This is a genomic window from Actinopolymorpha sp. B9G3 (assembly GCF_040120725.1).
Lineage (GTDB): Bacteria > Actinomycetota > Actinomycetes > Propionibacteriales > Actinopolymorphaceae > Thermasporomyces.
This window is the reverse complement of the sequence record NZ_JBEEAB010000024.1, coordinates 48,123-72,683: the sequence shown is the minus strand read 5'-3', so window position 1 is coordinate 72,683 and position 24,561 is coordinate 48,123. Positions and strand designations below refer to the sequence as shown.

At 67.7% G+C, this 24,561-nt stretch carries 15 protein-coding genes and 1 pseudogene; 3 read left to right on the top strand and 13 right to left on the bottom strand.

The annotated features are described in order from the left end of the window. Positions 1-184: 184 nt before the first annotated feature. From ABNF93_RS29245 to ABNF93_RS29205, 9 genes are read right to left on the bottom strand one after another with little or no spacing between them, the layout of a single operon-like run. Positions 185-1,039 carry an HpcH/HpaI aldolase/citrate lyase family protein gene (locus ABNF93_RS29245; protein ID WP_349331446.1) on the bottom strand — a complete coding sequence of 285 codons (855 nt, stop codon included), beginning with the start codon at positions 1,037-1,039 and terminating at the stop codon, positions 185-187. Further along, positions 1,036-2,247, bottom strand: a complete 1,212-nt coding sequence (locus tag ABNF93_RS29240; RefSeq protein WP_349331445.1) for a CaiB/BaiF CoA transferase family protein — start codon at positions 2,245-2,247, stop codon at positions 1,036-1,038. The genes ABNF93_RS29245 and ABNF93_RS29240 overlap by 4 nt, the downstream gene beginning before the upstream one ends. A gap of 21 nt (positions 2,248-2,268) precedes the next feature. Further along, positions 2,269-3,420 carry an ADP-ribosylglycohydrolase family protein gene (locus ABNF93_RS29235; protein ID WP_349331444.1) on the bottom strand — a complete coding sequence of 384 codons (1,152 nt, stop codon included), beginning with the start codon at positions 3,418-3,420 and terminating at the stop codon, positions 2,269-2,271. Next, positions 3,417-4,502, bottom strand: a complete 1,086-nt coding sequence (locus tag ABNF93_RS29230) for an ADP-ribosylglycohydrolase family protein (RefSeq protein WP_349331443.1) — start codon at positions 4,500-4,502, stop codon at positions 3,417-3,419. Before ABNF93_RS29230 ends, ABNF93_RS29235 begins: the two co-directional genes overlap by 4 nt. Continuing rightward, positions 4,495-5,517, bottom strand: coding sequence for an ADP-ribosylglycohydrolase family protein (locus ABNF93_RS29225; RefSeq protein ID WP_349331442.1), 1,023 nt, complete (start codon positions 5,515-5,517; stop codon positions 4,495-4,497). Before ABNF93_RS29225 ends, ABNF93_RS29230 begins: the two co-directional genes overlap by 8 nt. Next, positions 5,514-6,839: an ABC transporter substrate-binding protein gene (locus ABNF93_RS29220; protein ID WP_349331441.1), complete on the bottom strand. Its 1,326-nt coding sequence runs from the start codon at positions 6,837-6,839 to the stop codon at positions 5,514-5,516. The genes ABNF93_RS29225 and ABNF93_RS29220 overlap by 4 nt, the downstream gene beginning before the upstream one ends. 12 nt (positions 6,840-6,851) lie before the next feature. Beyond that, positions 6,852-7,715 carry a carbohydrate ABC transporter permease gene (locus tag ABNF93_RS29215; protein ID WP_349331440.1) on the bottom strand — a complete coding sequence of 288 codons (864 nt, stop codon included), beginning with the start codon at positions 7,713-7,715 and terminating at the stop codon, positions 6,852-6,854. Then, complete coding sequence (locus tag ABNF93_RS29210; protein WP_349331439.1) at positions 7,712-8,656, bottom strand: carbohydrate ABC transporter permease; 945 nt, start codon at positions 8,654-8,656, stop codon at positions 7,712-7,714. Before ABNF93_RS29210 ends, ABNF93_RS29215 begins: the two co-directional genes overlap by 4 nt. Then, positions 8,653-9,675, bottom strand: coding sequence for a LacI family DNA-binding transcriptional regulator (locus ABNF93_RS29205; RefSeq protein WP_349331438.1), 1,023 nt, complete (start codon positions 9,673-9,675; stop codon positions 8,653-8,655). Before ABNF93_RS29205 ends, ABNF93_RS29210 begins: the two co-directional genes overlap by 4 nt. A 208-nt stretch (positions 9,676-9,883) precedes the next feature. Here ABNF93_RS29205 and ABNF93_RS35065 point away from each other — a divergent pair. Together ABNF93_RS35065 and ABNF93_RS29200 are read left to right on the top strand one after the other, a co-directional pair. Further along, a pseudogene (locus ABNF93_RS35065) lies at positions 9,884-10,495 on the top strand (aldo/keto reductase); the annotation flags it as partial. 266 nt (positions 10,496-10,761) lie between these two features. Beyond that, positions 10,762-11,733: a glycoside hydrolase family 43 protein gene (locus tag ABNF93_RS29200; protein WP_349331437.1), complete on the top strand. Its 972-nt coding sequence runs from the start codon at positions 10,762-10,764 to the stop codon at positions 11,731-11,733. Between the two features lie 13 nt (positions 11,734-11,746). Here ABNF93_RS29200 and ABNF93_RS29195 read toward each other — a convergent pair whose 3' ends face one another. The 4 genes from ABNF93_RS29195 to ABNF93_RS29180 form a co-directional block, all read right to left on the bottom strand. Beyond that, the gene (locus tag ABNF93_RS29195) at positions 11,747-13,732 is read right to left on the bottom strand and encodes an ABC transporter substrate-binding protein (RefSeq protein ID WP_349331436.1); all 1,986 of its coding nucleotides are present in this window, start codon (positions 13,730-13,732) and stop codon (positions 11,747-11,749) included. Positions 13,733-13,869: 137 nt separating this feature from the next. Then, positions 13,870-17,286 carry a putative Ig domain-containing protein gene (locus tag ABNF93_RS29190; protein WP_349331435.1) on the bottom strand — a complete coding sequence of 1,139 codons (3,417 nt, stop codon included), beginning with the start codon at positions 17,284-17,286 and terminating at the stop codon, positions 13,870-13,872. A 196-nt stretch (positions 17,287-17,482) separates the two neighbouring features. Then, positions 17,483-18,556 carry a LacI family DNA-binding transcriptional regulator gene (locus ABNF93_RS29185; RefSeq protein ID WP_349331465.1) on the bottom strand — a complete coding sequence of 358 codons (1,074 nt, stop codon included), beginning with the start codon at positions 18,554-18,556 and terminating at the stop codon, positions 17,483-17,485. Positions 18,557-18,812: 256 nt separating this feature from the next. Next, positions 18,813-19,868, bottom strand: coding sequence for a LacI family DNA-binding transcriptional regulator (locus tag ABNF93_RS29180; RefSeq protein ID WP_349331434.1), 1,056 nt, complete (start codon positions 19,866-19,868; stop codon positions 18,813-18,815). Between the two features lie 418 nt (positions 19,869-20,286). Between ABNF93_RS29180 and ABNF93_RS29175 the strand changes: the two genes are divergently transcribed. Then, a complete protein-coding gene (locus ABNF93_RS29175; RefSeq protein ID WP_349331433.1) occupies positions 20,287-24,558 on the top strand; it encodes a putative Ig domain-containing protein in 4,272 nt (1,423 codons plus the stop codon). Positions 24,559-24,561: the final 3 nt, after the last annotated feature.

The following is a 24,561-nucleotide window of genomic DNA, read 5'->3' as shown; positions in this document are numbered from 1 at the left end:
CACGGCACCAGGCTCTGATCATCGAAGGTCGGCGTGGCCCGTGACCATCCATGAGATAGTTGCACTGACAGTGCCTTCCGATGCAGTGAAATCAGGAACTCGACACTCCCGATTCTCCCTGCACAGAAGGCACTTTCCCCGTTACCCGCGCCGAACGATCAGCTACTCGTCCACGGATCGAGGCTTAGATTCGGTCGACCGTCGCCTGTGCCAGTGCGAGAACTCTCTCGGCGGCACCCACCCTCGCATGGTCCACGAACGTGCCGTCTTCTAGTACATAGGTCGCCTGACCGGCGGTGCGGGCAGCCCGCATTCGGTCGAGGAGGTCGCGGGCGCGGGTCACCTCGGCTGGGTCTGGGCGGAATGCCGTCCTGATGATCGGCAGCTGGGACGGGTGGATGGCGCACCGCCCCACGAACCCCGTCTGCCGAGCTGCCCGGGTGGATGCCGCCAAGCCTTCGTCATCATGCAGGGTGGTGTAGACCGACTGCGCCGGAGGTGACAGCCCCGCGGCGCGGGCGGCGACGACGACGCGGCCGCGCGCCCAGGCAAGGCCCACGTCGTCGGTCACGCCGAGGTCAGATCGCAGGTCTTCCTCACCCAAACCGATGGAGACCATCGACGGGTCAGCTCCCGCGATCTCGAAGGCACGCTCCACACCCAGCGCCGACTCGAGGAGTACGTGCAACCTGCGGTGAGTCCCACCGGCGAGGAGCGCCACCACGTCCCAGACCGCGGACGGCGATTCAACCTTGGGCAGCCGTACGTCCACATGCGCGGGCAGAGCCCTCACGGCGATGAGGTCCTCCCGGCCCCACGCCGTGTCGAGCGGATTCACCCGCACCTGCACCGCACGGTTGGGATCGCCGGTCAGGTCGCGTAGAGCCATCCGAGCCGCCGCCTTCGCCTCAGGCGGCACGGAGTCCTCGAGGTCGATGATCACGACATCGGCGTCGCTGGCAAGGGCCTTCTTGACGCGATCTGGTCGGTCGCCGGGTACGTACAGGAGCGTCACGCTCAGCCGAGGCGGCGAGGTCATATGACTCCCTTCTCACGCAGCCCGTCGATGGTGTCGATGCTGTCGATGCCGAGCTCACGCAGGATCTCGTCGGTGTCCGCTCCATGGGCGCGACCTGCCCACCCGATCCGGCCGGGGGTCTCCGACAGGCGGAAGAGCACGTTCTGCATGGCGAGCGGCCCGAGGTCGGGGTCGTCGACACGGTGGACGGTGCCCAGCGCGGCGTACTGCGGGTCCGCGCTGATGTCAGCGGCGTCGTACACCGGTGCGACCGCCGCCTCCACCCGCTCGAACGCGTCGACCACCTCGTCGCGCGTGTGCCGGCTGATCCAGCTCGCGACCGCCGCGTCGAGCTCGTCGGCATGCGCGACCCTGCCGGCGCCGCTTCCGAACCACTCCTCCTCGATGAGTTCGGCCCGGTCGACCAGGCGCATCACTCGTTCGGCGATGCTCTGCGCGCTCGTCGAAATGGCCACCCACCGGCCGTCTGAGGTCTGGTAGGTGTTGCGAGGCGCGTTGTCGCTCGATCGATTGCCGCGCCGTTGCGGCACCGTCCCGAGTTGGTCCCACCGGCTGATCTGCGGCCCCAGGATGGACAGGATCGGCTCGATCAGCGCCATGTCGACGACCTGTCCTCGTCCGGTGGCCGCACAGGAGTGCAGGGCGACCATCACGGCGTACGCGGTCGCGAGCGCGGCCACGCCGTCAGCGAGGCCGAACGGCGGCAACGTCGGTGGTCCGTCCGGCTCGCCAGTCATCGCGGCGAACCCGCTCATCGCCTCGGCGAGGGTCCCGAAGCCGGGTCGCCTTCGGTACGGACCCACCTGACCGAAGCCCGTCACCCGGGCAAGGACGAGGCCGGGATGGAGCGCGTGAAGGTGTTCGGGACCGAGGTTCCAGCGTTCGAGCGTGCCCGGACGGAAGTTCTCGATGACAACGTCGGTCGTGGCCGCCAGGCGCCGGAAGATCTCCTGCCCCTCAGGCCGCGACAGGTCGAGCGTCATCGCGCGCTTGTTCCGTCCCAGCGTCTTCCACCACAGATTGTGGCCGTCCTTCGCGACTCCGTGACCGCGAGCGGGGTCGGGTCGGTGCGGGTGCTCGATCTTGATGACATCGGCGCCGAAGTCGCCGAGATACATCGCGGCCAGCGGGCCGGCGAAGAGCGTGGAGACGTCCAGCACGCGAATTCCGCTGAGTGGTGCAGTCGTGCCGTCGGTTGGGTCCCTCATGACATCTCCGCTTGCCGTCGCCTACCCCTCAAGGAGCCGGCCGAAGTCCCGCTCAGCTCGGGCCCGCCGATCGGCGTCGGCCTTACGGATCCGGACGGCTAAGGTGGCGAGATCGGCGGCAGGTGCCTCCAGGTCGGTCCGGCTCGCCCTGATGACCGCCTCCACGAGCGCGTCCGGCACGACCTTGCGTCCGCCGAGAGCGCCGGCCAACGCGCCACCCATGCTGGCGATCGAGTCGGCGTCGCGGCCGTAGTTGACTCCGCCGTGGACGGTCCGCTCCCACTCTCCGCCCGCGATGACCAGGAAGCCGAGGGCGAGCGGGAGCTCCTCAATGCTGTGCAGCCGGCTCGGCCGGCGGGCGCCGAGCCCTTGGTCGCGGTAGGTGTCTGCGACGGTGTCGTAGGGACGGACGGCGGCGCGGAGCACCCCGGACTCGATCGCCTCGGTCCAGTGGTCCACGCGGGAAGCAGCCTCGGCCACGGCTTCGATCGCCACCCGGGTGCCGTCCTTGGCGAGCCGCAGTGCGGTGCCGACCACGGAATCCACCGTGGCGTCGGGGACCATCGCCGCCGCGACCGCGGCGGCGAACACTCCTGCGGCCTCCCGACCGTACGACGACTGGTGGGCGCCCGCGATCTCGATCGCCTCGGCGTAGGCGGCGTCCGGGTCGGCAGCGTTGATGACCCCGACGGGCGCGACGTACATCGCCGCTCCGCAGTTCACGGCGTTGCCGACACCTGCCTCCCGCGGATCGGCGTGGCCCCAGTGCAGGCGGAGGGCGAGATACTTCTCCGCGAGGAAGACCCGATGGAGCAGCAGCGTCTCCGTCTCCAGCTCGGGCACCCAAACCTTGTCGCCGATGAGACGCGGCACCAGCCGCTCGGCGATGTCGTACGCGTCGAGGTGGTCGCCCTTGTCGAGGTAGACCTGCACGAGCAGGTGGGTCATCAAGGTGTCGTCGGTGATGTGCCCGTCGCCCTTGTGGTACGGCGCGATCGGGCGTGCGGTGCGCCAGTCGTCGTGGTACGGCGGGACGATCCCCCGGACCCAGCCGTCCCACCGCTGTCGGATCTGGGCCGGCGCCAGCCCCTCGGTGGGTCCGCCCAGTGCATCACCGACCGCGGAGCCGACCAGGCAGCCGGCGGCCTTGTCATGCAGGCTCCCCGTGGTCACGCGCGAACCTCCGCTCGTCGGGTCGCCGCGCCGACTAGTCCGGCCACGATGGCGTCCCGCATTGTGCCCGCTAGGGCACGTACGCACACGCCGGCAAGCTCGGGCGGCGGCTCCGGGAAACCGACGTCGCCGAACACCGCACCGGCGACAGCACCGGCGAGCGGCACGAGCGCGTCGGCATGCCGTGGATGGGCGAGGGCGCCGAGCAACAGCTCCGAGCCATCCCTTGCCGTACGCAGATGTGCGAGCAGCAGGCCCAGCGTCTCGGGAGCCTGGTTCGCGTACCCGTAGACATGGTCGACTGCCTCCCGCTCCAGCCGGGCCGCCAGCGCCAGCGGCCCTACGCCGGCCTCGCTGACCGCCAGCGACTCGGCGACCGCCAGGCACTCGGCGACGACCGCCGCGCACCAACTGTCCACCGGGAGCTCGGCCCGCGCCCGGTCGATCGCGGCATCCCGCTCAACGCCGCCGACCAGGCCGGCGACCAGTGCGGCCGTCGCGCGACTCGCCCACACTCCGTCGAGGGCATGCGTGACCTCGGCGTCGCGCGCGGCCAGGGTGGCGGCGCCATCCGGGTGCCCCGGGCTCAGCAGTCCGGCGGCGACTCCCCGCACGCAGGCGATGTCGTCGAAGTAGTGCGGGGTGTCGTTGCCGGTGGCCGGCGGTGTGAGTCCGGCCGCGAGGTTCTCCAGAGCCATCACCGTGCCGATCCGGCCGCGGACCTGATCGGTGTCGGCCGCGCGTTGGTGTGCCAGCTCCTTCCAGACGGCGTACGACTGCTCGCTCGCCGACCCGTCCAGCCGCTGGCCGAGGTGGTGGCGGACCGCCACGACGAACCACTCGAGGTCGTCCGTGGGGCCCGCCGGGTCGACCAAAGCCGGCGACGACGACTGCAGGTACGGCGTCGGGAGTGAGCTCGTGTGTCCCGCGCGGGCGTGCGTCCAAGCCTCGCCGAGCCGCACCTCGCGCCGCGGCGGCAGCTGGGACAGCCGGTGCCACCATGCCGGCCAGGTGATCCCGTCCGCCGCGGCGAGACCGCCCACGACCGCAGCAATGCGTTCCCGCAGATCTTGCTCACCCATCGACGCCTCCCAGCTCGGCCGCGAGCGCGCACAGCTCATCGGCCACCTCCAACGGGTGCATGCCTCTGGTCGTCGCCAGGCATACCCCCGGCGCCACCGCGACCGCCGGCAGCCACTCCTCCGGCACCGCCTCGACACCAGCCATCGCACCCGCGACCGCACCGGCCATCGCGGCGATCGTGTCGGCGTCCCGGCCGAGGTTCACCGCGTTGAGTACGGTCTCCCGGAAGTCGCAGCCGCCGGCGAGCACAGCGACGAAAGCCAGGCTGACCGCTTCCGGGGCGAGGTCTGCCCAGTAGTAGCGGTGCGCCGCCAGCCGCGCCACGGACCGTTCCGCCGCGGTCGCCCAGTCGGGTGCCGAATCGACGATCCGATGTGTCAACCTCAGGTTGCGTCCGGTCCACGACTCGGCAGGTACGGCGTCGCGGGCGGCCTCGAACGCCGCCTCCGCGTCGGCTCCTGTCATGGCGACAGCCACCGCCGCCGCGATCGCCTGCCCGGCGTAGATGCCCTCGCCACTGTGGCTGACCAGACCGTCCTCGAGAGCCAACCCGGCCGCACGTGTCGGATCACCGGCGGCCGCGATGCCGATGGGAGCGACCCGCATCGCGAGGCCGTCGCTCCAGCCGTGCGCGTGCTGGCCGGACCGGGGCGGGCGATGCCCGCGTTCGAGGTTGCGGATCGCCGCCATCTCGCTGAACCCGCCACCGGCGAAGCCGCCTTCCTGCCCGCACACCTCGTCCCGCCACAGGTCCGCTACGCGGTCGGCAGTGAAGTCGGCCCGGAAGCGCAGCAGCGCCTTGCTGGTCAGCAGGGCGTACTCGGTGTCGTCGCTGCCCAGCGGGGTGTCGGCTACATATCCCTCGATGCGTCCCCAGCGCTCGACGATCTGCGCGGGTTCCATGCCCTCGGCCGGGCGGCCGAGGGCGTCACCGACCGCGAGGCCCGCGAGACATCCCCTGGCGCGGCTGCGGAGCTTCCCCGCTCCATCGTTCTTGAAAGGGAGCCCGGTCACCGTTGCCGGCCCAGCGTCTTCTCCGCGCCCTGTTCGAGCTGACTCGCGAGTTCGTCTGCGCTGATCTCGTCGGCGAAGTACTTCTGGAACGCCGGGGTGGCGATGCGGTCGGTCCACTCCTGGAAGCCGGGCGTCTTCTGCCAGGGCGCCGCCGCCAGCGCGTCGACGCTTGCCACGGCGACGTCCCAGCCCTGCTCGCCGTTGGTCTGCTTCTGCAGCGCCTCCAGTGCGCCTTCGCTGGTCGGCACGAGCCAGTCACCGCGGGCGAGCTCGGCCATGTTCTCGGCGTTGAGGAAGTACTCGATGAACTGCGCGGCCTCCTCGGGGTGCTCGGATTGCGCGGCCACCGACAGGATCTGCGGGTTGGCGGCCTGCTCCAGGCCGTCGCTGCCTTCCAGCGGCGGCAATGTCACCCAGTCGAAGTCGTCCGGTGCTTCCTGCACCATCTGCTGGCGCAGCCAGATCGCCCCGAAGAGCATGGCGTACTTGCCCTCGAAGAAGCCCGGGAGCGAGTCGGTGCTGTTGGTGCCGATCGTCTGCGGCGCCGCCGTCTTGTCGTCGTACAGCATCTGGTGGATCCGCTGCGGCACCTCGAGCTCGGCCTCGCCCACCTCGACCGTCGCCTCGTCACCGGTCCCGCTGACGTACTCGCCACCGAAGCTCTGCGAGAGGTTGAGGACGGCGTTCGCGGGGCTTTCGAGCGGCCAGGCCACGCCGTACGTACCGTCCTTGGTGAGTTTCTTCGCGGCCTCGGCGAACTCGTCCCACGTCCACGGGTCGTCGGGCGTCGGCACCTCGATCCCCGCCTCGTCGAGCAACGCCTTGTTGGCAAGGGGCATCCGCGACTCGAGCAGGAACGGCGCGCCGATCGTGCCCTGCTCCTCGTAGCGCACGGTGTCCCAGATGTCATCGGGTATGGAGCTCTTGAAGTCGTCGGACAGCAACGGTTCCAGGTCGGCCAGGTAACCGCCCTCGGCGAACACCTGGATGGCCGCCGCCTCGTAGTGAATGACGTCCGGCGGGTCGCCGCCTTCGAACGAGGTCAGCAGCTGGTCGTGCACCGAGCCCCAGTCCCCTTGCACATACTGCACCTGGATATTGGGGTTCTGCGCGTTCCACTCCTTGACGATCGCGCGGTTGGCCGCGACCGACTCCTCCTGCCAGGCAAGGCTCTGGAACCGCAGCTTGACCGGCTCGTCGGGGGTTCCGCCGCCTCCTCCCGATCCCGCACCGCCGTCCGATCCCCCGCAGGCGGCCAGCAGGCTCACCACCGTCGCCACGGCGGCGACGGACATGACCTTGCGTCGCTTGAGGTTGCTCATTCCCTTGGGCTCCTATCCCTTCGTGGCGCCGGCGAGCAGGCCGCCGGTGAGTCCGCGCTGGATGAACGAGAAGAACGCCAGACTGGGCAGCGTCGCGAGCAGCGCTCCCGCGGCGAGCGGGCCGAGCCGGGCTACACCTTCGAGCCCGACGAAGCGGGCGAGGGCGAGCGGCAGCGTTTGGAGTTCCGGGCTCTTGATCAGGACCAGGGCGAAGAAGAACTCGTTCCACGCCGTGATGAACGCGAACAGCGTCGTGGCCACGAGGCCGGGAATCATCAACGGCAACACGATGGCCCGCAGGATCTGGCTCCGCGATGCCCCGTCGATGGCCGCGGCCTCCTCGACCTCCACGGGCAGCTCGCGCAGGTAGCCCTGCAGCATCCACAATGCAAACGGCAGGATCCATACGACGTAGATGAGGACGAGGCCGGACCTCGTGTCGACCAGCTGAACCGTCCGCAGAACAAGGAAGATCGGGATGACCAGCAGGATGAACGGGAACAGTTGGCTCACCAACACCCACGCCAAGACCGGCTTGCCCAGCCACGTGCGCAGGCGTACCAACGCATAGGCCGCGGGAAGGGCGACGAGCACCGTGACAACCGCACTCGTCGTTGCGACCAGCGCGCTGTTCACCGCCGAGCGCACCAATGCCTGTTCGCCGAACGCCGCGATGAAGTTCTCCAGCGTCGGCCGGTCGGGGATGAGTCCAGGGTGCAGGCGTACGAGATCCTGCGGGGACGAGAACGACGCGGACAGCAGCCACAGCAGCGGGAACGCCAGGAACACGAGGTATGCCAGTAGGGCGACGTACTGCAGCAGGCGTACGACCGGCGAAACCTGGTCCATCGGCGAGCGTCCGGTGCGAATCCTCATGCGGCACCGCCCGCCTGGGACTCGCGCATCCGCCGCCGCAGGTAGACGAGCAGCACCGCCAGGACGATCAGCACCATGACGTTGCCGAGGGCGGCGGCGTAGCCGTAGTTGCCGTACCTGAAGGCTTCCTCGTACGCGAACAGCATCGGCAGTGTGGTGCGCCCGCCAGGTCCGCCCTTGGTGAGGACGTACACCAGGTCGAAGGAGTTGAAGTTCCAGATGAAGTTGAGTGTCGTGATGGCGACGACAACTCCCTGCAGCTGCGGCATGGTGATGTGCCGGAACCGCGCCCACGCGCCGGCCGCGTCGACTGCAGCCGCCTCATGCAGCTCGCGCGGCACACTCTGCAAGGCAGCCAGCAGGACGATCGTCGTCACGGGCATGCCGGCCCACACCCCGACCGCGATGACCGCCGGCAGGGCGGTGCCGAACTCGCCGAGCCAGTTGACGCCAGAATCACCGAGACCGAGGCGGTAGAGCAGTTCGTTGAGCAGGCCCGCGTCGGGCCGGTAGACCAGCGACCACATGATGCCGACGACCACCGGCGGCATCGCCCAGGGGACGACCGCGAGCGTGCGGGCGAGCCAGCGCCCCCGCAGGTTGAGGTTGAGCAGCAGCGCGAGGCCGAGCGCCAGGACGAACTGCAGAATCGTGACGGAGAACGTCCAGATCAGTCCGATCCGAAACGACGACCAGAACAGATCGTCTGCCAGCATCTGCCGGTAGTTGTCCAGCCCGGTGAACGCAGTGGCGATGTTGAATCCGGCCCGGGCGTCGGTGAACCCGAGGTAGATGCCGCGCAGCAGCGGAAAGACGCTGAGCACCAGCACCGGAAGCATCGCGGGCAGGAGCAGCAGCAGGGCACCGCCGCCACGTTGAGGGAACCGCCCCGGTGTCGGCGTCGGCGTCCTGGTCGGCGTCGGCGTGGCGGTCGCGGTCATGGCGTACCCACAGGTGCGGAGCTCGCGCGGACCACGAGCCGCGGCTCGACGTCGATCCACTCCGGTGGGCGTCCGGGATCCTCCAGCCGCTTGAGCAGAAGCTCGGCGGCCAGCTGACCGCGCTCCCGCGCTCCCAGCGAGACGCTCGACAGTGGCGGCCAGGCGGTGGCGGCGAGCTCGGTGTCGTCCATGCCGACCACGGCGATGTCGTCGGGCACGCTCACCCCCTGCTGGCGCAGAGTCTGAAGTGCGCCCATGGCGAGAACGTCGTTGGCCGCGAAGATCGCATCGGGGGCACCCTCGGTCAGGAGGTGCTGTGTGGCCTTGGCCCCCGCGTCGACCGCGAAGTCGGTGAACGCGACCAGCTCCTGGCGTTCCTCCAGGCCCGCCGCCTTCAGGCCGTCGAGGTAGCCGAGATAGCGGGAGCGGCCGGGCACCGTGTCGGCAGGACCATCGATCAGCGCGATCCGCTCGCGGCCGCCCTCCACCAGATGCTCGATGGCCCGGGCTACGCCGGGACGCGAGTCGACGCGTACGTTGTCGACCGGGCATCCCTGCGGGAGTTGGCCGATGACGACGACGGGTGCCGTGGCGCGGCCGAGCTCCTCCACATGCTGCTCGGTCACCCGCAACGGGCAGAGGATCAGGCCGTCCACGTAGCGCTGGCCGAGGCTGCGCAGCACCTCGATCTCGTCCTGGACGTCGGCGTCGGTGCTGTGCAGGAGCAGGCGGTAGCCAGCCTCGCGCAGCAGCGGTTGGATGGCCCGGACCATGGCGAGGTAGGCGGCGTTGCCGATGTCCTCCATGGCGAACGCGACCTGGCCGGAGTGGCGGGTCTTGAGCGACTTGGCCGCGGAGTTGGGCACGTAGCCGACCTCGGCGACGGCGGCCTGCACCCGGCGGATCGTCTCCTCGTTGGTTGTCAGGCCGTTGAGCACCCTCGACACGGAGGCGACCGAGACCCCGGCGGCCTCGGCCACGGTACGCACCGTCGGCCGGGATGCGCGCGGTCCGGACATCCTCGCCTCCCTCGCAGCTCGTCCACCATGACGACCTGACCTGCCCGTAATCGATTACAACCAAGCGAACGGCATCCCGGGGGTGTAATCGTTTACGGATTGGCGGTATTCAACGCTCCGGCCGATCCGCTGTCAACCCCACCGGGACCCTCGGTGCCAGAGGTGATGCGGGCGCCGGCGTCCACCGGCATGGGAGGTCGCGCAGGCGAACACGCTGGCCGATCTGCGCGGCTGGGCGCCGTTCATCGGGCTGCAGCTGCGCTACAACCTGCTCGAACGGACGCCGGAGCACGAGTTGCTGCCGATGGCCCGCGCGTTCGATCTCGCAGTGACCGCGTGGGACCCATTGGCCGAGGGCGGCCTCGCCAGCAAGTACCTTCAGGACCCGGTCGGCCGGCTCAGCGTCTCGCCGGATGTCTTCGAGTACAGCAAGGACAACAGGCAGTCATCAAGCTCGTGGTTCAAAGTCGCCATCGATATCGGCCGGTCCCCCGCACAGGTTCCGATCGCGTGGCTCCGTCATGTTCCGCCACCGTCCGGGCCAACTTCACAGCCAGCCAGATCAGCTCATCAACCGCGAGCGGCCTCACCGATTCATCCGAGCTTGGACCACCAAGGTCCGCTAACACAATCGACCCCGGGGCGGCCTGGCGCCTCCACCAGCTGCGCAACCCCCTATCGCAACATCTCATGCCTTCTTGCCATCAGCCTCGCTCGCGATGACTACTCGCGATCAGTCCGGTCCGCATCTCTGCTGCTCCTGCTGCACCGGCGGCTTGATGGCCCCACGGCGCTGCCGGTGACGCACGGCAGTCGATAGCGTCAACGCGCACACATGGGTCAAGCCTGGCGCCGGTGCGGCCTACCTACCGCATGATGACCGGCCGGCAAGGGCCTGAAGTTGACCTGACTTACGAGACCGACTCAGGAGATACCCGACTGCCAAGCCACCAGCGCACGAGTTGACCGAGACCGCGGCGGTAGCCATTCGCGCATCGGCGACGGGCAGAGCCTCGTCGCCTTGGGCCCGCGCAATTGTCCTATGCGATGAAAGAGCGGATCCGACGAAAGGGAGGGTTCAGTCCCATGGGACTCAACGGAGTACGACGCCAACAGCCCGAACATGCGGGCTACCTCTACGCGCATTTCAAACGCGAATCAGCCGACGGTGAGCAGATCTACTTCGCCTTGAGCGACGGCAACGACCCGCTGGCCTTCGACGACCTCAACGGCGGCAAGCCGGTCCTGTACTCCACCTTGGGTGAATGTGGCGTCCGCGACCCGCACATCATCCGTTCGCCGGAACGCGACCGGTTCTACCTGGTCGCGACCGACCTGCGCCTCTACACCAGCCTTGATTGGGACCGGCACCAGCGCCGAGGCAGCCGCTCGATCATGGTCTGGGAGTCGATGGATTTAGTGAACTGGGGGCAGGGCAGACTCGTCGAGGTCGCACCGCCCGAGGCCGGCAACACCTGGGCCCCAGAGGCGGTCTGGGATCCCGAGCAGGAAACCTACCTCGTCCACTGGTCCTCGACCCTCTACGACAACGACGCCCACGAGGGCCAGAGCTACAACCGGATCATGTATGCGACCACCCGCGACTTCCGCGATTTCTCAGATCCGCGCGTGTGGATCGACCGAGGATGGCACACGATCGATACCACAGTGATCGACCACGACGGCGTCTACTACCGTTTCCTGAAGGACGAACGCAGCCGCACCGGCGACGCGCCTCTCGGCAAGTCGATCTTCTCCGAAATCTCGACCTCGCTGACGGCCACCGAATGGAAGCCGCTGGCCGAAGGCATCGGCCTCCGCACGATCACCCAAGGCGAGGGCCCGCTGGTGTACAAGTCGAACACCGAAGAAAAGTGGTACCTCTGGATCGACGAGTTCACGCCGGAACGCCGCTACGTCCCCTTCGAGACGACCAACCTCGCCAGCGGCAAGTGGATCCTCTCCAAGCACCACCGACTGCCGAACGACCCCTGCCACGGCGTCGTGCTGCCCGTGACCGCCGAAGAGTACGAGCGTCTCAACGCCGCTTGGACGTGAGCCTAAGCCGCGGCTAGTCGCTGACGTAGAACTGCTCCGGTCGGGTCGGCCCCGGTGTCGGGTAGAGCCATGCCGCAGGGATCGAGCTGGGGACGTTGCGGAAGTTCTTGCGGACCGTTCCGTAGGTCCCCTCGACTGATACGAGGCCGATCACCCAGAACTGTTCCTCGGCGATCTTCAGGATCTCGGTGAAGATCCTTGCTGCTTCGGCCTTGTCGACCGTGGCGCCGTACTGGTCGTAGAGCTTCATCTGCTCGACGGCAGCAGCAGGCGGCTTCTCTCCTTCGGCACCCAGAGACGTGTACCACGTTGCCCACAGTGGTGCGTAGTTGGACTCGCCGCTGTAGGGGAAGTACCACCGGGGGTCAAGATCGGCGTCGTACAGTCCGCCGTCGCCGGTCCACACGCTGGCGTCATGGAGGTTGGCGGCCTTGCGGTCGTAGAAGAGCGTGCGGTCTTCGGTCTTGACCTGCATCTCGATCCCGACCTTGCCCCAGTATCCCTTAACCAGATCCATCGCCGAGATCTGGTTCGGCTCGTTGGTGACGACCTCCATTGAGAAGACGATCCGCTTGCCGTCAGGACCGAGGCGGTTCCCGCTTGCGTCCCGCTTGGAGTATCCGGCCCGGTCGAGGTATTCGTTTGCGAGGTCGACGTCATATTCGGTGTACTGCTTTGCAAGCTTCTCGCTGAAGAACTCCGACTCTTTCCGCGGTGCCGCCTGCCATGGCTCTCCCTGCCTCTGGTAGACCGCGTTCACGATCTCATCGCGATTGATCGCGTGGGAAAGGCCGATCCGGAATTCGCGATTCTGGAAGACCTCTCGGAGAACAGGATTCTTATGGTTGAGGTTCAGACAGACGACACCCTGGTTCATGCTCCCAGGCACGCCGTCGATGAAGTCGTATCCGCCCTTGTCGCGCCCGCGGGCCAGAACCGGCTTGTTGTCAACCGTGGTCACTCCGCCGGTCAGCGCTGGCGAGTTGAGATCGAGGTCACCGCTCGTGGTGCGCAGCAGCGCGACCTCGAGGTCCATGATTTCGTACGTCACCCTGTCGATGTATGGCAGCTGGCTGCCGTCCGGATCGACCTTCCAGTAGTACGGGTTGCGTTCCCACACCGCGCGGCCCGACGATTCGTCGACCGCGGTCTTGAGAAGCCATGCGTTCAGACTCGGACGGTCGGGGTTGCTGGGTACGGTGTTGCGGTTCCAGAAGTACTCGATCCAGTCTCCGAAACCCTCGTCCTTCGCCTGCGCATTTGCGTCGGAGTTGTACTTGACATGGAACTGCTCCATATAGTGGCGCGGCGTCAGAAGTAGCCCCCCGCTGGGTGTCGCGAGTCGACGGATGAACAGCGAGCTCGGCGCGTCGAACTCGATGCGCACGGTAAAGTCGTCGACCTTCTCGAAAGCAGCGAGTTTGTCTCCGGTCGAGAACATCGTCGGGGGTACCGGGCTGATCTCCTCATTTCCCCAGACGTCTTCGAACATGAACGCGAGATCGTCTGCGGTGAAGGGTTCACCATCAGACCACTTGACGCCTTGCCGGAGGTGGAAGACGTAGGCCTGGCCGTCGTTCTCGACGTCCCATCCTTCGGCGAGGTTGGGTACGACGTCACTCCAGTCGGCTTTCCAGGAGACCAGGGGGTCGTATCCGAGTTCGACGTAGGACTTGTAGCCCACCGCCGCCAGTCCGTCGAGGAAGGTGCGCCACGTCCCGCCATAACGACCGATCTCACTTGTCGGCTTCACCACAAGGGGGTTCTTGGGCAGCCGCTCCGACACCGGCGGCAGGTCACCTGACTTCACCAGCTTCTCGAGGATCGGCGCCTGCTTGCCCTTCGCCGTCTCCTGGTTGGTTCCCTCTGAACCACCGGGATCCGTGGACAGCAGATCACACCCCGCGACCGTCATGCTCGTCAGCGCCACGCCCCCAGCAAGACGCAACGCGTCCCTTCGCGACGGCCGGCTCGGAAAGGTCTGGCCATTCCCGATCATGTAATGCTCCTCCATCTAAGTAGCGCGATATGTCTTTACCGATCTTGCGAATGGCTGCCCAGGTAAGGGGCCAGGAATCCGTTACCGCTCCGTGAGCACTAACGACATTCGTCGGTCGTGCGCACCTTCGAATCGAACTACGCGTCGTCGTAGGCGATGTCGCCGTAGAGTTCGACCTCGGAGAGGTTGCCGAACCAGCTCGCGGCGTTGTGGATCCGCAGGTACCGGTAGTGGTCCTGGGCCGAGGCGGGTTGGACGCTCCAGTCGTTCGCGACGGCCCCGGTGAGTGGCTCGGTGAGGTCGGTCCAGGTCTGGCCGTCATTCGACCCCTGCACGACCGTGCCGTTGGCCCGCTGCGGGTGGCTGGCCCGCGGCAGCATCAGGACCAGCTCGGGTCGCACGGACGCTTCCGCGCCGAAGTCGATGTCGTAGTACGCACCTGGTCCGGTGTTCAGGTCGCCGTAGGTGTTGGGGTCGCCGTCGAAGAGCAGGTAGCCGACCTCGTCGGCGCCCAGTCCATCGCCCGGCCACTGCTTGTCGGATGCGGTGACGGTGGCCAGCTCGGCCACGTCGATGAAGCGTGCGGGGTCCACGATGTAGAGCTTCGATCCGTCGGTGGTGCCGTAGAAGGTCGGTCCGGCCTTGCCATCGGAGCCGGTGTAGTCGACCGTGAGGGTGACTGGGCCGGCCTCGACGCCGTCGAGGACAACCGAGGCGTTCCAGTGGACGCCGTCCTCGGAAGTGGCCGCAGCCGATTTGCCCATCACGTTGACGGTGAGAGAGTCGAGCGGCTCCTTCGCGGTGACCGAGACGTCGATGCTGTCGCCCATCGCGATCCTGCCCGCGACGGCCTGGTCCGAGGCGATCGAAGTCGATTTGATCAGGTTGCCGATCTCGTGGCGTTCGCCGTAGACGTGGAACTCGGTCATCTCGAACACGCCGCGGATGATCCCGTAGAGAACGTCCGGCAGCTGTTCGAGCATCTGGACCTTGATGTATCGGAACTGGTCGTCCTTGAGGTCCTTGGCGACGTCCAGGGTGTTGAAGTCCTGGGTGAACTGGGTGACCTCGGGGGTGAGCCGGGTCCAGTTCTTCCCGTCGTTGGAGCCGAACACCGCCGAGTTGGCGAGCCGGTCGGCGAAGATGTTGCTCTGGAACCCGAACTTCCTGGCCGAGACTCTGAAGTCTGGGCCGAAGTCGAAGATGTGCGACATGTTGACGGCCTGGGGGTAGGAGGTGCCGGACTGGTTGTCGCCGTCGACCATGTTGACGATGCGGTCCCCGGTGGTGGAGGAGGCGACGAGTCCCGGATAGTCGAGGCTGCCGTCCACCTCGGACTTGGGCGAGAGCAGGCTCAGCCCGTCGACCGCGGTGACGAGATCGGCCAGCGCGGCCAGGTATTCCGCGTCCGAGCCGTGCTTGCGCACATCCTCGGCGGTGTCCTCGGCGTCGATGTAGGCGGCCTCGGTCGCCGACTCGTATCCGTCTTCAAGATCGATGCCGTCCACGGCGAGTGCGATGGCGTCGCGACGGTCGTCAGCGATGTCGAACGTCACACGACGGGCTGCGGCGTTGGTGCCGTCATTGGCGGCGACAGTGACCGTCCAGGTACCGGCCTCGTCAGGCGTCCAGGTCAACGTGCCCGTGTCAGGGTCGAGAGCGGCGCTCTCAGGAAGCCCGGTCGCGGTGTAGGTCGTGCCCTCGGCGGCGGTCGCCGCGAGATCGACGCTGAGGTCCGCCCCGGTCCAGGCGATGATCCGGTCGGCCGCGTCCTTGGGGAAGACCGGCCCGTCGAGCTCGGTCGCGGCGCCGACGTTGATGTGGTCGATGTCGACGGTCGCGCCCTCGGCCTCGATGAACAGGATGTTGTCCATGGTGCCGTCGTTCGTGACATAGCGCCATTCGCCGCCGGTGTCCGGCACGATCATCGGGTACTTGCGCTTTATGGACTGGCCGTTTCTGAGCGTGCGCAGGTGAAGCACGGCGTCGCCTTGGGTGCGGACGAGGAAGCCGAGCTGCGGGTGATTCGTCGCGCCGCTGAGGTAGGCGATCTTTGAACCGTCGGCCATGCGCACGTAGCCGTCGCCGGTCTCGACGTCGCCGGCCAGGTGCGTGTAGCGCTGCTCGACCTCGCGGATACCGGGCTCTTCCAGCGGCGGGGTCGTCTCCCCTTCCGCCTCGGCGGGCGCGAACAGCCACGAGTCGCCGCCGCCGTCGTGGCCGTCCCAGCCGATGAAGGCGGGTCCGGGGCGTTTGGCGTACGCCTCGGCGAAGAAGGGGGCCATCTCCTCGACGTCCTTGCCGAGCGTGAACTTGTAGTAGTAGTAGATCTCCCAGAAGCTCGCGGTGGCGTACCGGCCGCGGTAGCCATCGGCGATGTGGTTGTAGGTGTCGCGGATCGTCCCGTCGGGCGAGATCGCGTAGGCGATCGGCGTCCACTCGGTGTCGTAGCCGAGCATGAACTGCCAGAAGTAGTCGGCGGCCTTCAGGATGCGGTCGTCGAGGAACTCGTAGGGCCCGACGGCGTCTTCGGCGGTCGAGACCGTGCCGTCGACCGGATCCACCAGAGTGTCCTGGGCCATCATCATGCGGGACAGCGCCGCGAAGTTGGTGAGGTTGCCGCCGCCGTGCGCCTGGTCGCGTCCCATCTCGGTGAGCTGCACGTGCGGGTTGTCGATGGGCTCGCCGCTCTTGTCGTTCTTGTCGACCCAGCGGGCCAGCCACTTGATGGAGCCGTTGAAGCCCCGGTCCTTGGCGGTCGAGTTGACGGTGAACCACTCGACCTTCTCGGCGTACAGCGCGGTGTCGTCCATGAAGATCGCCCCGGCCATGGAGCCCAGCAGCGGGTAGTTGTGCTGGTTCATGAAGTGGTCCTGGGAGGACATGAACGTCGCTATGGTCGGCCTGATGAGGTTCTCGCTGAACGCCTGCGTGTCGGCGTCGGTCCACGCAAGGGAGTCGTCCTCGCCGCAGCTGGTATAGCGCAGGATTTCGGCGGCGGAGGCCATGCGGAAGAGCGGGACGCCGTTATGGATGTGCGAGTCGACGTAGTACTCGTATTGCTCGGGGTCCATCTGCTCCCAGAGGCGGATGATGCGCAGGGCGTTCGCGCGGTGGACCTCCTTGCCTGTGAGCAGGTACATGACCGCCTGCGTGTAGGACTTCAGGCCGTCGGCCTCGAACAGACCTCTCGTGCCCCCGTTGAAGGCGACCGTGCGCGGCTTGGTCGGATCGGACCCGACGTTGGACGGGCCGACGTTCTCGCCGGCGTAACGGGCCTGCTTCAAAGCCTCGAACCCGGACGTCCACGGCTCGGCTCCGGCCGCGATCTGGTCGCGCACGTTCTTGATGATGGGCTCGGTGAGCCCGATGCCGGGGTGGACGAACCCTTGCTCGCTGACCGTGGACTGGAACGTCACGTCACACGTGCCCAGATCCTGCGCGGGGGCTGGCCCGGCTACCGCAAAGAGGAGTCCGGTGACGAGCAGAAGCACTGCGGCAAACGCACCGAATCGTCGGACATGGCCGCCCGCGGCGGCAGCAGCCTGATCCACAGAAGGCACCCTCTTCGGTTGAAGTGGAGGATTTAAGTACGCGTAGGAATAACGTGATGCGGCAGCCGCGGTGCGGGCCGGAGAGACACGTGCAGGAATGCGCTTTCCGGCACGTTACAAGCAGGCCACGCCGCGGACAAGAGATTTTTGGAACCGGTTACATTCCGGTTCCGGACGGCGGTGACTCCGGGCGGCCCTACGCCGGTGGTGGTGGTGCCGTCGACGCGCGGACCACCAACTCCGTCGGGAGTACGACGTGTCGATACCGCCGACGCTCCACCTCGTCCAGGGCCACCCGGGCGCTGACCCGGCCGAGCTCACCGAACGGGACCCGCACGGTCGTCAAGGCCGGCGTCAGGTCGCTGACCACCGGGATGTCGTCGAAACCGGTCAACGAGATGTCCTCGGGCACCCGAAGGCCGGCGCGGCGGATCGCACGCAGGCAGCCGATCGCCACATGGTCGGCGGCCGCGACCACCGCGGTGAAGCCGGTGTCTTCTGCCAAGGCCTGCGTCACCGCCCGGTCACCTTCCTCGATGCTGAAGCAGCTCTCCGCCAGCAGGAGGTCGTCAACCGGCAATCCGGCATCCCCGTACGCCTGCCGCGCACCTGTCAGGCGCGGCCCGGTCGTGGTCTGCAGGGGCGAGAAGCCGACCGCCAGAATCCGGCGATGGCCGAGCTCGAGCAGGTGCCGGGTGGCGGAATAGCCGCCGCCGAGGTTGTCGTACTCGATGCTCGGCACATCCGCGCCCGGACTGACAGGCGGTCGCCCACAAAGGATGAGCTGGGTGCCCACGGCACCCAGCTCCTTGACATAGCCGAGCACCCGGCGCTGGTAGTCCGGTCCGGCCTCGGTCGCCCCGACGAGCAGCACGGCAGCCGCCCGTTGCTCACCCATCAGGCGTACATACCGCTGCTCACGCTCGACGTCATCGTGCGTCGTGCACAGCATGAACAGGTGGCCGTACTCCGCCGTCACCTGCTCCACTCCGCTCGCCAGATCGGCGAAGGACGGGCCCACCATCTCCGCGGTAAGAAACGCCACCGTATGCCCCCCGCCGCCGACCAGCGCGCGGGCATGGGCATTCGGCAGGTAACCCAGAGACTCGGCGGCCCGGAGCACCTTCTCACGCGTAGCCGGCCGCACCAGACTGCTGTCGGAGAACACCCGAGAGGCCGTCGCGACGGAAACCTCAGCCACCCGAGCCACATCCCGGATATTCGCCCGGCTACCACGTCCCGGACTGCCGCCGGAAGAGCCGCCACCCATGGACCCGGCACCGATGGTGCCGGTGGACGCCGAGGCGCCCGCAGCCCTATCTGGCACCGGCCTCAATGCACACCCCTCCTGACCGTGGGCTACCGCCTCGCGGCGGTAACCCGATCCCTGTCAGTGAACTATACGATGTCGAACGTTTACATCAGCCACACCATCGAGCCACACGGCATCGGGCAGGTGGAGCTGACGCGGCCCGGGTGGACGCCCAGAGATCGCCCGGCAACGCGGAGACCGCTGGGGCTCGCGATCAGCGCGGTGCCACGGAGTCGCGGACGACGATGTGCGTGCCGAGCACCACGTGTTGCCCGGTACCGGGCTCGTGCCGGTGGAGCGCCAGGCGGACCGCCGTCCGGCCCAGCTCGAGCTGCGGCACGCGCACCGTGGTCAGCGTCGGGGTGAGCTCGGCGGCCACCGGAATGTCGTCGTACCCGACGACTGAAACGTCCTCAGGAACTCGACGGCCGGCCTCCCGCAGGGCGTGAAGGACACCGGTCGCGACGATGTCGGTGACCGCGAAGACGGCCGTGAACTCCGGACCGTGCTCGAGCAGGCGTCGGGTGGCGTGGTGGCCGGACGACCGGGCGAACTCGCCGGGAACGATGAGGGCGGGATCGACCGGTACACCGAACGACTCGTGTGCCCGCACATAACCGCCCACCCGCTCGGTAGGAGTGGAGGCCATGTCGGAGGCCCCCACGAAGGCGATGCGCCTGTGCCCTGCGGACAGCAGGTAGCTCGTCATCGCGAACGCTCCACCCTCGTTGTCGTACTCCACGACGGTGGCGGGTACATCGGGACCGAGTGATGGCCGCCCACACAGGACCAGCCGGGAACCGGCGTCGTCGAGGGCGTGGGCGAAGCGGGTCATCCGCTCGCGGTACTCATCCCTCTGGGAGGCACCGCCGACGAGGATGACGGCGTCGCCGTGCTGTTCGCGCATCATCTCGACAACCGCCAGCTCGCGGTCGGCATCACCGTGCGTCGTGCGGACCAGGCAGACCCGCCCCTCGGCGGCCGCCTGCTCCTCAACCCCCTGGGCGATATGGCTGAAGAACGGCGAGATGATGTCGTGGAGCACGAGCGCGATTGTCTTCGTGGTAGCTCCGGCCAGCGCACGGGCGTGCGCGTTCACGACGTAGTCGAGCTCCCGTATCGCGCGCAGCACCTTGGTCCGGGTGGCGGTGGCGACGGGGTAGTTGCCGGCGAGTACCCGCGACACCGTGGGCACCGACACACCAGCCCGGGTCGCCACGTCCTTGATGGTGGTACGCCTACGCCCATCGGCGGACGGTCTTCGTGCCACGTCAGACCCCTTCTGCTGCGGACCCCCACCAGCTGTTCCATGGTGGAAATGGACCTCGGTAGAAAACATTATCTACCCGCAGACGGACACCGGGGAACACGGGCTCGCCTCCGAACGCCCACAGGGTGGCCGGATTCGGAAACATGGCCACCGCCCGCCTTGCGAGACCGATCGGCGAAGACTAGTTTCCATGAAACCGTTTTCTACGATCGCGAGCGCGGCCCGGAGTGGTCGAGTCCTGCCTGCAAGCGCCCGCCGCTCCGTCCCGGCTCACTCCGGTCTCCGCCCCGACCCCGGCCTCACTCCAGCCGTCCTCCGCCCGACCCCCGTCCCGCCTCTCATTCGAGCCCATGAAGCAGTCGCCGCGTTCGACAGATCTGCCCCTCGACCCGCGCCGAGCTATGGAAGGAACCTAGCGATGAAGGTCAGACACAGTGAACGATCACGGCCGATAGTCGTGGCCGCCGTGCTGGCGGTCGCGGCGAGCCTGCTCGTGACGGCATCCCCGACCCAGGCCGCCGAGAATGAGGGGCTGATCACCGACAACGTGGTCGTGATCAACGAGACCGTGAGCGACGCCGGGTTCGTCCACCCCGGGATCGGTCTCTCGGCCGAGAATCTGCGGACCACCCAGGAGAGGGTCCGCTCAGGCGAGGAGCCGTGGGCCTCCTACTTCAACGCGATGACGAAGACCGGCTTCGCGTCCACGACGTGGCGGGCGTCCAACGCCCTGTCGGCGGAAGAACCCGACAAGGCGAAGACCAGGATCTTCGACAACGCCGGGATGCGCGGCCGGGAGACGAACGACTCCTTCGGCGCGCTCACGCAGTCCCTCATGTGGGTCACCACCGGCGACGAGGTCTACCGCAAGAACGCGATCCAGGCGCTGCGCGTCTGGGCCGACATGGACCCGAACGGCTACCGGTACTTCCCCGACGCGCATATCCACACCGGACACCCGCTGTACCAGTTCCTCATGGCCGCCGAGATCATCCGCGCCACCGAGCCGCTTGACGACGACACCCCCGGGACCCAGGACGGCTACAACGTCGTGTGGAGCGCCGAGGACGACGAGCGCCTGCTCGGCAACTTCGCGAACCCCGTGGTCAAGACCTTCCTGTACTCCAACCACACCTGGATGAACCAGCACAACTTCGGCCTGTTCGGGCGCATCGCGACCGCGATCTACTCCGACGACGCGGAGGGCTACGCCACGGGCGTCGAGTGGTTCACCGTGAACTCGGGCGACGACGCCTACGACAACGGCTCCATGGCCGAGCAGATGCCGCTCATCGAGGCGGACAACCCGATCAACCCCTACGGGTACGACTTCGTGCAGGTCCGGGAGATGGGCCGCGACCAGGCCCACGGCGAATGCAACATCGACAACTTCGCCGGGCTGGCGCGGATGCTGGAAGTGCAAGGCACCAAGGTCGACCCGACCTCCGGAACCGTCTCCACGGCCAACGACGCGGTCAGCGCCTACGACTTCCTCGGGCGGCGGCTACTGAAGGGCGCCGACCAGTTCTACCGGTTCATGCAGGGCGCCTGGATGCCGTGGGTGGACGAGCGGGGCGACGACTGGCCCGGCACCGTCTCACAGTCCTACCGGGGCCGCATCTACAACATGATCTCGGTCGCGGAGCTCTACTACGAGTACAAGATCGAACGCGGTGTGGACGTCGAGACCGAAGCGCCGTGGCTGGCCCGGCTGGCGTCCCGGATGGATGGTCCGATCTACTACCGCAGCACGTCTGTGGCGAACTTCTGGGGCTCGGGCGACAAGAACCCCGAGTACTGGGTCGCGTTCCCCGAGGAGCTGGCCGGAACCGAACCGCCTCCCCCGCCCCAGAACGCGGCGCTGAAGTTCGACAGCGCCGGGCTCCTGCTCGACGACAGGACCGAGCTGGTCACCGAGAACGGCGAGACCTTCGCCCGCGCGAGCCTCAGCAGGGAAGGCACGACCAGTGCCATGGCCCGCATGGAGTATGCCCATGGCGCCGTGATCGGCCTGAAGTACCGCAGTGACGGTCCGGCGAATCTGCAGGTGTTCAACAACATCGAGCCTTCGGGGGTCAATCCCAACGAGCAGCCCGCGAGAACACTGGCGGTGCGCGAGCTCCCCGACACCGGAGGCAAGTGGCGCTACGTCGCCTACGCCATGGCCGGGAACCCGATCAACTACTTCCGGCTCAGCGGCGCCGAGGGGACCACTGTGGACATGCACAGTGTCATCCTCTCCGGAGCGAAGGACCTGACGCCGCCGCAGTTCAAGCAGGCCGACGGCACCCTATACCTGGCCGCGAACATGGAGCGGGAGATCGACCTCGCGGCGGTCGACACCGGAGGGAACGTGGCCTACTCGGTCAACGGCCTCCCCGACGGCGCCTCGTTCGACGCCGCGACCGGCCAGTTCACTTGGAAGCCAGGGGACGCCGACCGGGGCCGCCACGAAGTGCAGATCGTCGCCGACGACGGCCAGACCATCGCGGCCCGGACCTTCGAGCTCGTCGTCGCGAAGAACCGTCCCAAGACGATCGACACCCTGCTCGAAGACCTCTACGATCCGGACGCCGTGTACACGTCGGACAGCCGCGAGCTGTTCGAAGCGGCGCTGCGCGAGGCCCGGGAGGCCTCCGAATCCGGCACGGACGAGGAGTTCGTCGCCGCCTTCGAGGCGCTGCGGGACGTGGTCGAGACGATGGAACTGCTCAACCCGCGTCTGGAGGACGGCGGGCTCGACATCTCCGGCGGCATGGTCACGACCCATGACATCACCGCCGCCCAGGCCGACACCATGGTCCGCGAGGGCCACACCGGCAACATCCTCCACGTCTCCTTCGTCCTCGACTTCGGCACCCGGTACCGGGTCGCGGCCGAGGAGTTCGCGTTCCAAGGCCCGTACGCCTTCGCGATGCGCTCGGCCGGCACCAACGTGTACGGCTCGAACGACGGCGCGAACTGGGAGCTGCTGTCGGAGCGGCCCACCACCGAGACGAACCTCTGGGAGCACATCCCGGTCGTCGCAGAGCACCGCGGGGAGCAGTTCCGGTTCCTCAAGCTCCAGGTCGACAAACCCGCGGCGCCGAACGACCCGGCCTACCCGGGCCTCTGGATCGTCGACGAGTTCCACATCATGGGCGACCGCAGCGAAGTGCCGGGCACCATCGAGGAAGCCTCCCTCACGTCACCGGGCGCGCTGCGGGAGCGGGTGACCGCCGGCGACACGGCCGCACTGGCGTTCACCAGCACCGAGCCGATCAGCGACGTGGCCGTCACCATCGGCGGCCACAAAGTCGAGGCGGCCAGCGAGGACGGACTGTCCTGGACAGCCGACATCGAGTTCGGCGAGGACCAGCCGATCGGCAACGTACCGATCAGCATCGACTACACCACCGCCGACGGCGAGGCCGCCCCCACCGTCCTCGCGACGACCGACTTCACCGGGCTGTACTTCTCCGATGAACGCCACATCGTCGACCCCGCCCGGTTCGCCGAGGTCGTCGACGACACCGGCGCACCCTACCCGGCGGGCGCGACGCAGGCCGCGCTCACGCTCGACGGGAAGACCGACACCGTCGGCGAGTTGATCGAGGCGGACGACGAGTACCACCTGACCTGGGACTTCGGCGAAGGCCGCGGCCTCGCGCTGAACCGGATCGACTTCCTGGCCCGCCAAGACGACAGAGACCTGGGCCGCGTGGACAACCTGGTCTTCCAGGGCTCCAGCGACCTGGAGCACTGGACGACGCTGACCGAGCCGACGTTCAGAGGCTGGGACTGGCAGAACCTGGAATCGTCCGACTCCACCCCGTACCGGTACCTGCGGGTGCGGAACCGCCTCGCCGTCTCGATCGCCGAGCTCAGGCTCTTCGGTGAGATCGAAGGCGACCTAGACACCGTGCTGGCGCAGGCCGACGCCGTCGACCTGGATCAATACTCGCGGGCTTCGGGCATCCTCTTCACCCGCGAGGTGGAGGCCGTCCGGACGGCGGCCGAGGAGCCGGACGCCGATCGAGACGCCCTGTTCGAGCGGCTGCTCGCCGCCTGGGACCTGCTCGAGCCGCCGCCCTCGGCGACCGCGTCGATCGAGCAGTCGTGGGTGACGGCCAGCAGCGAATCGTGGGACGGCAAGCGGGACGCAGCGGCCAACGGCTGGGCGATGTTCGACGGCGACGAGTCGACCTTCACCGACACCAAGCAGTCCACCGGCTGGGTGCAGGTCGTCCCGACCGAGCCAACCGCCTTCACCGCCGACAGGATCCGGTTCCTTCCGCGCTCCGGCTACACATCCCGGGCCATGGGCATCCAGCTCCAGGGATCGAACGGCGGCGGCGCGACCTGGGAGACATTCGCGACCATCAGCGAGGTCGCCGACGGCTGGAACGAGATCACCTTGAGCGAGACCGCCGAATACGGGGCCCTACGTGTGTACGCGCCAAGCGGGAACGCCAACCTCGCCGAGGTCGAACTGGTCGGCAATGTCGTGGACACCACCGGCCTCGACCTCTACCTGGACGAGGTCGAGGCGCTGAACGAGAACGACTGGACCGCCGACACCTGGAGCGACCTGGTGACCGCGCGCGACGCCGCCCAGACCGTGGCCGACGACAAAGGTGCAACCCAGGAGGAAGTGGACACCGCCGCTGACGATCTCGCCGAAGCGATCGCCGGCCTGACAAAGGCGTAACTC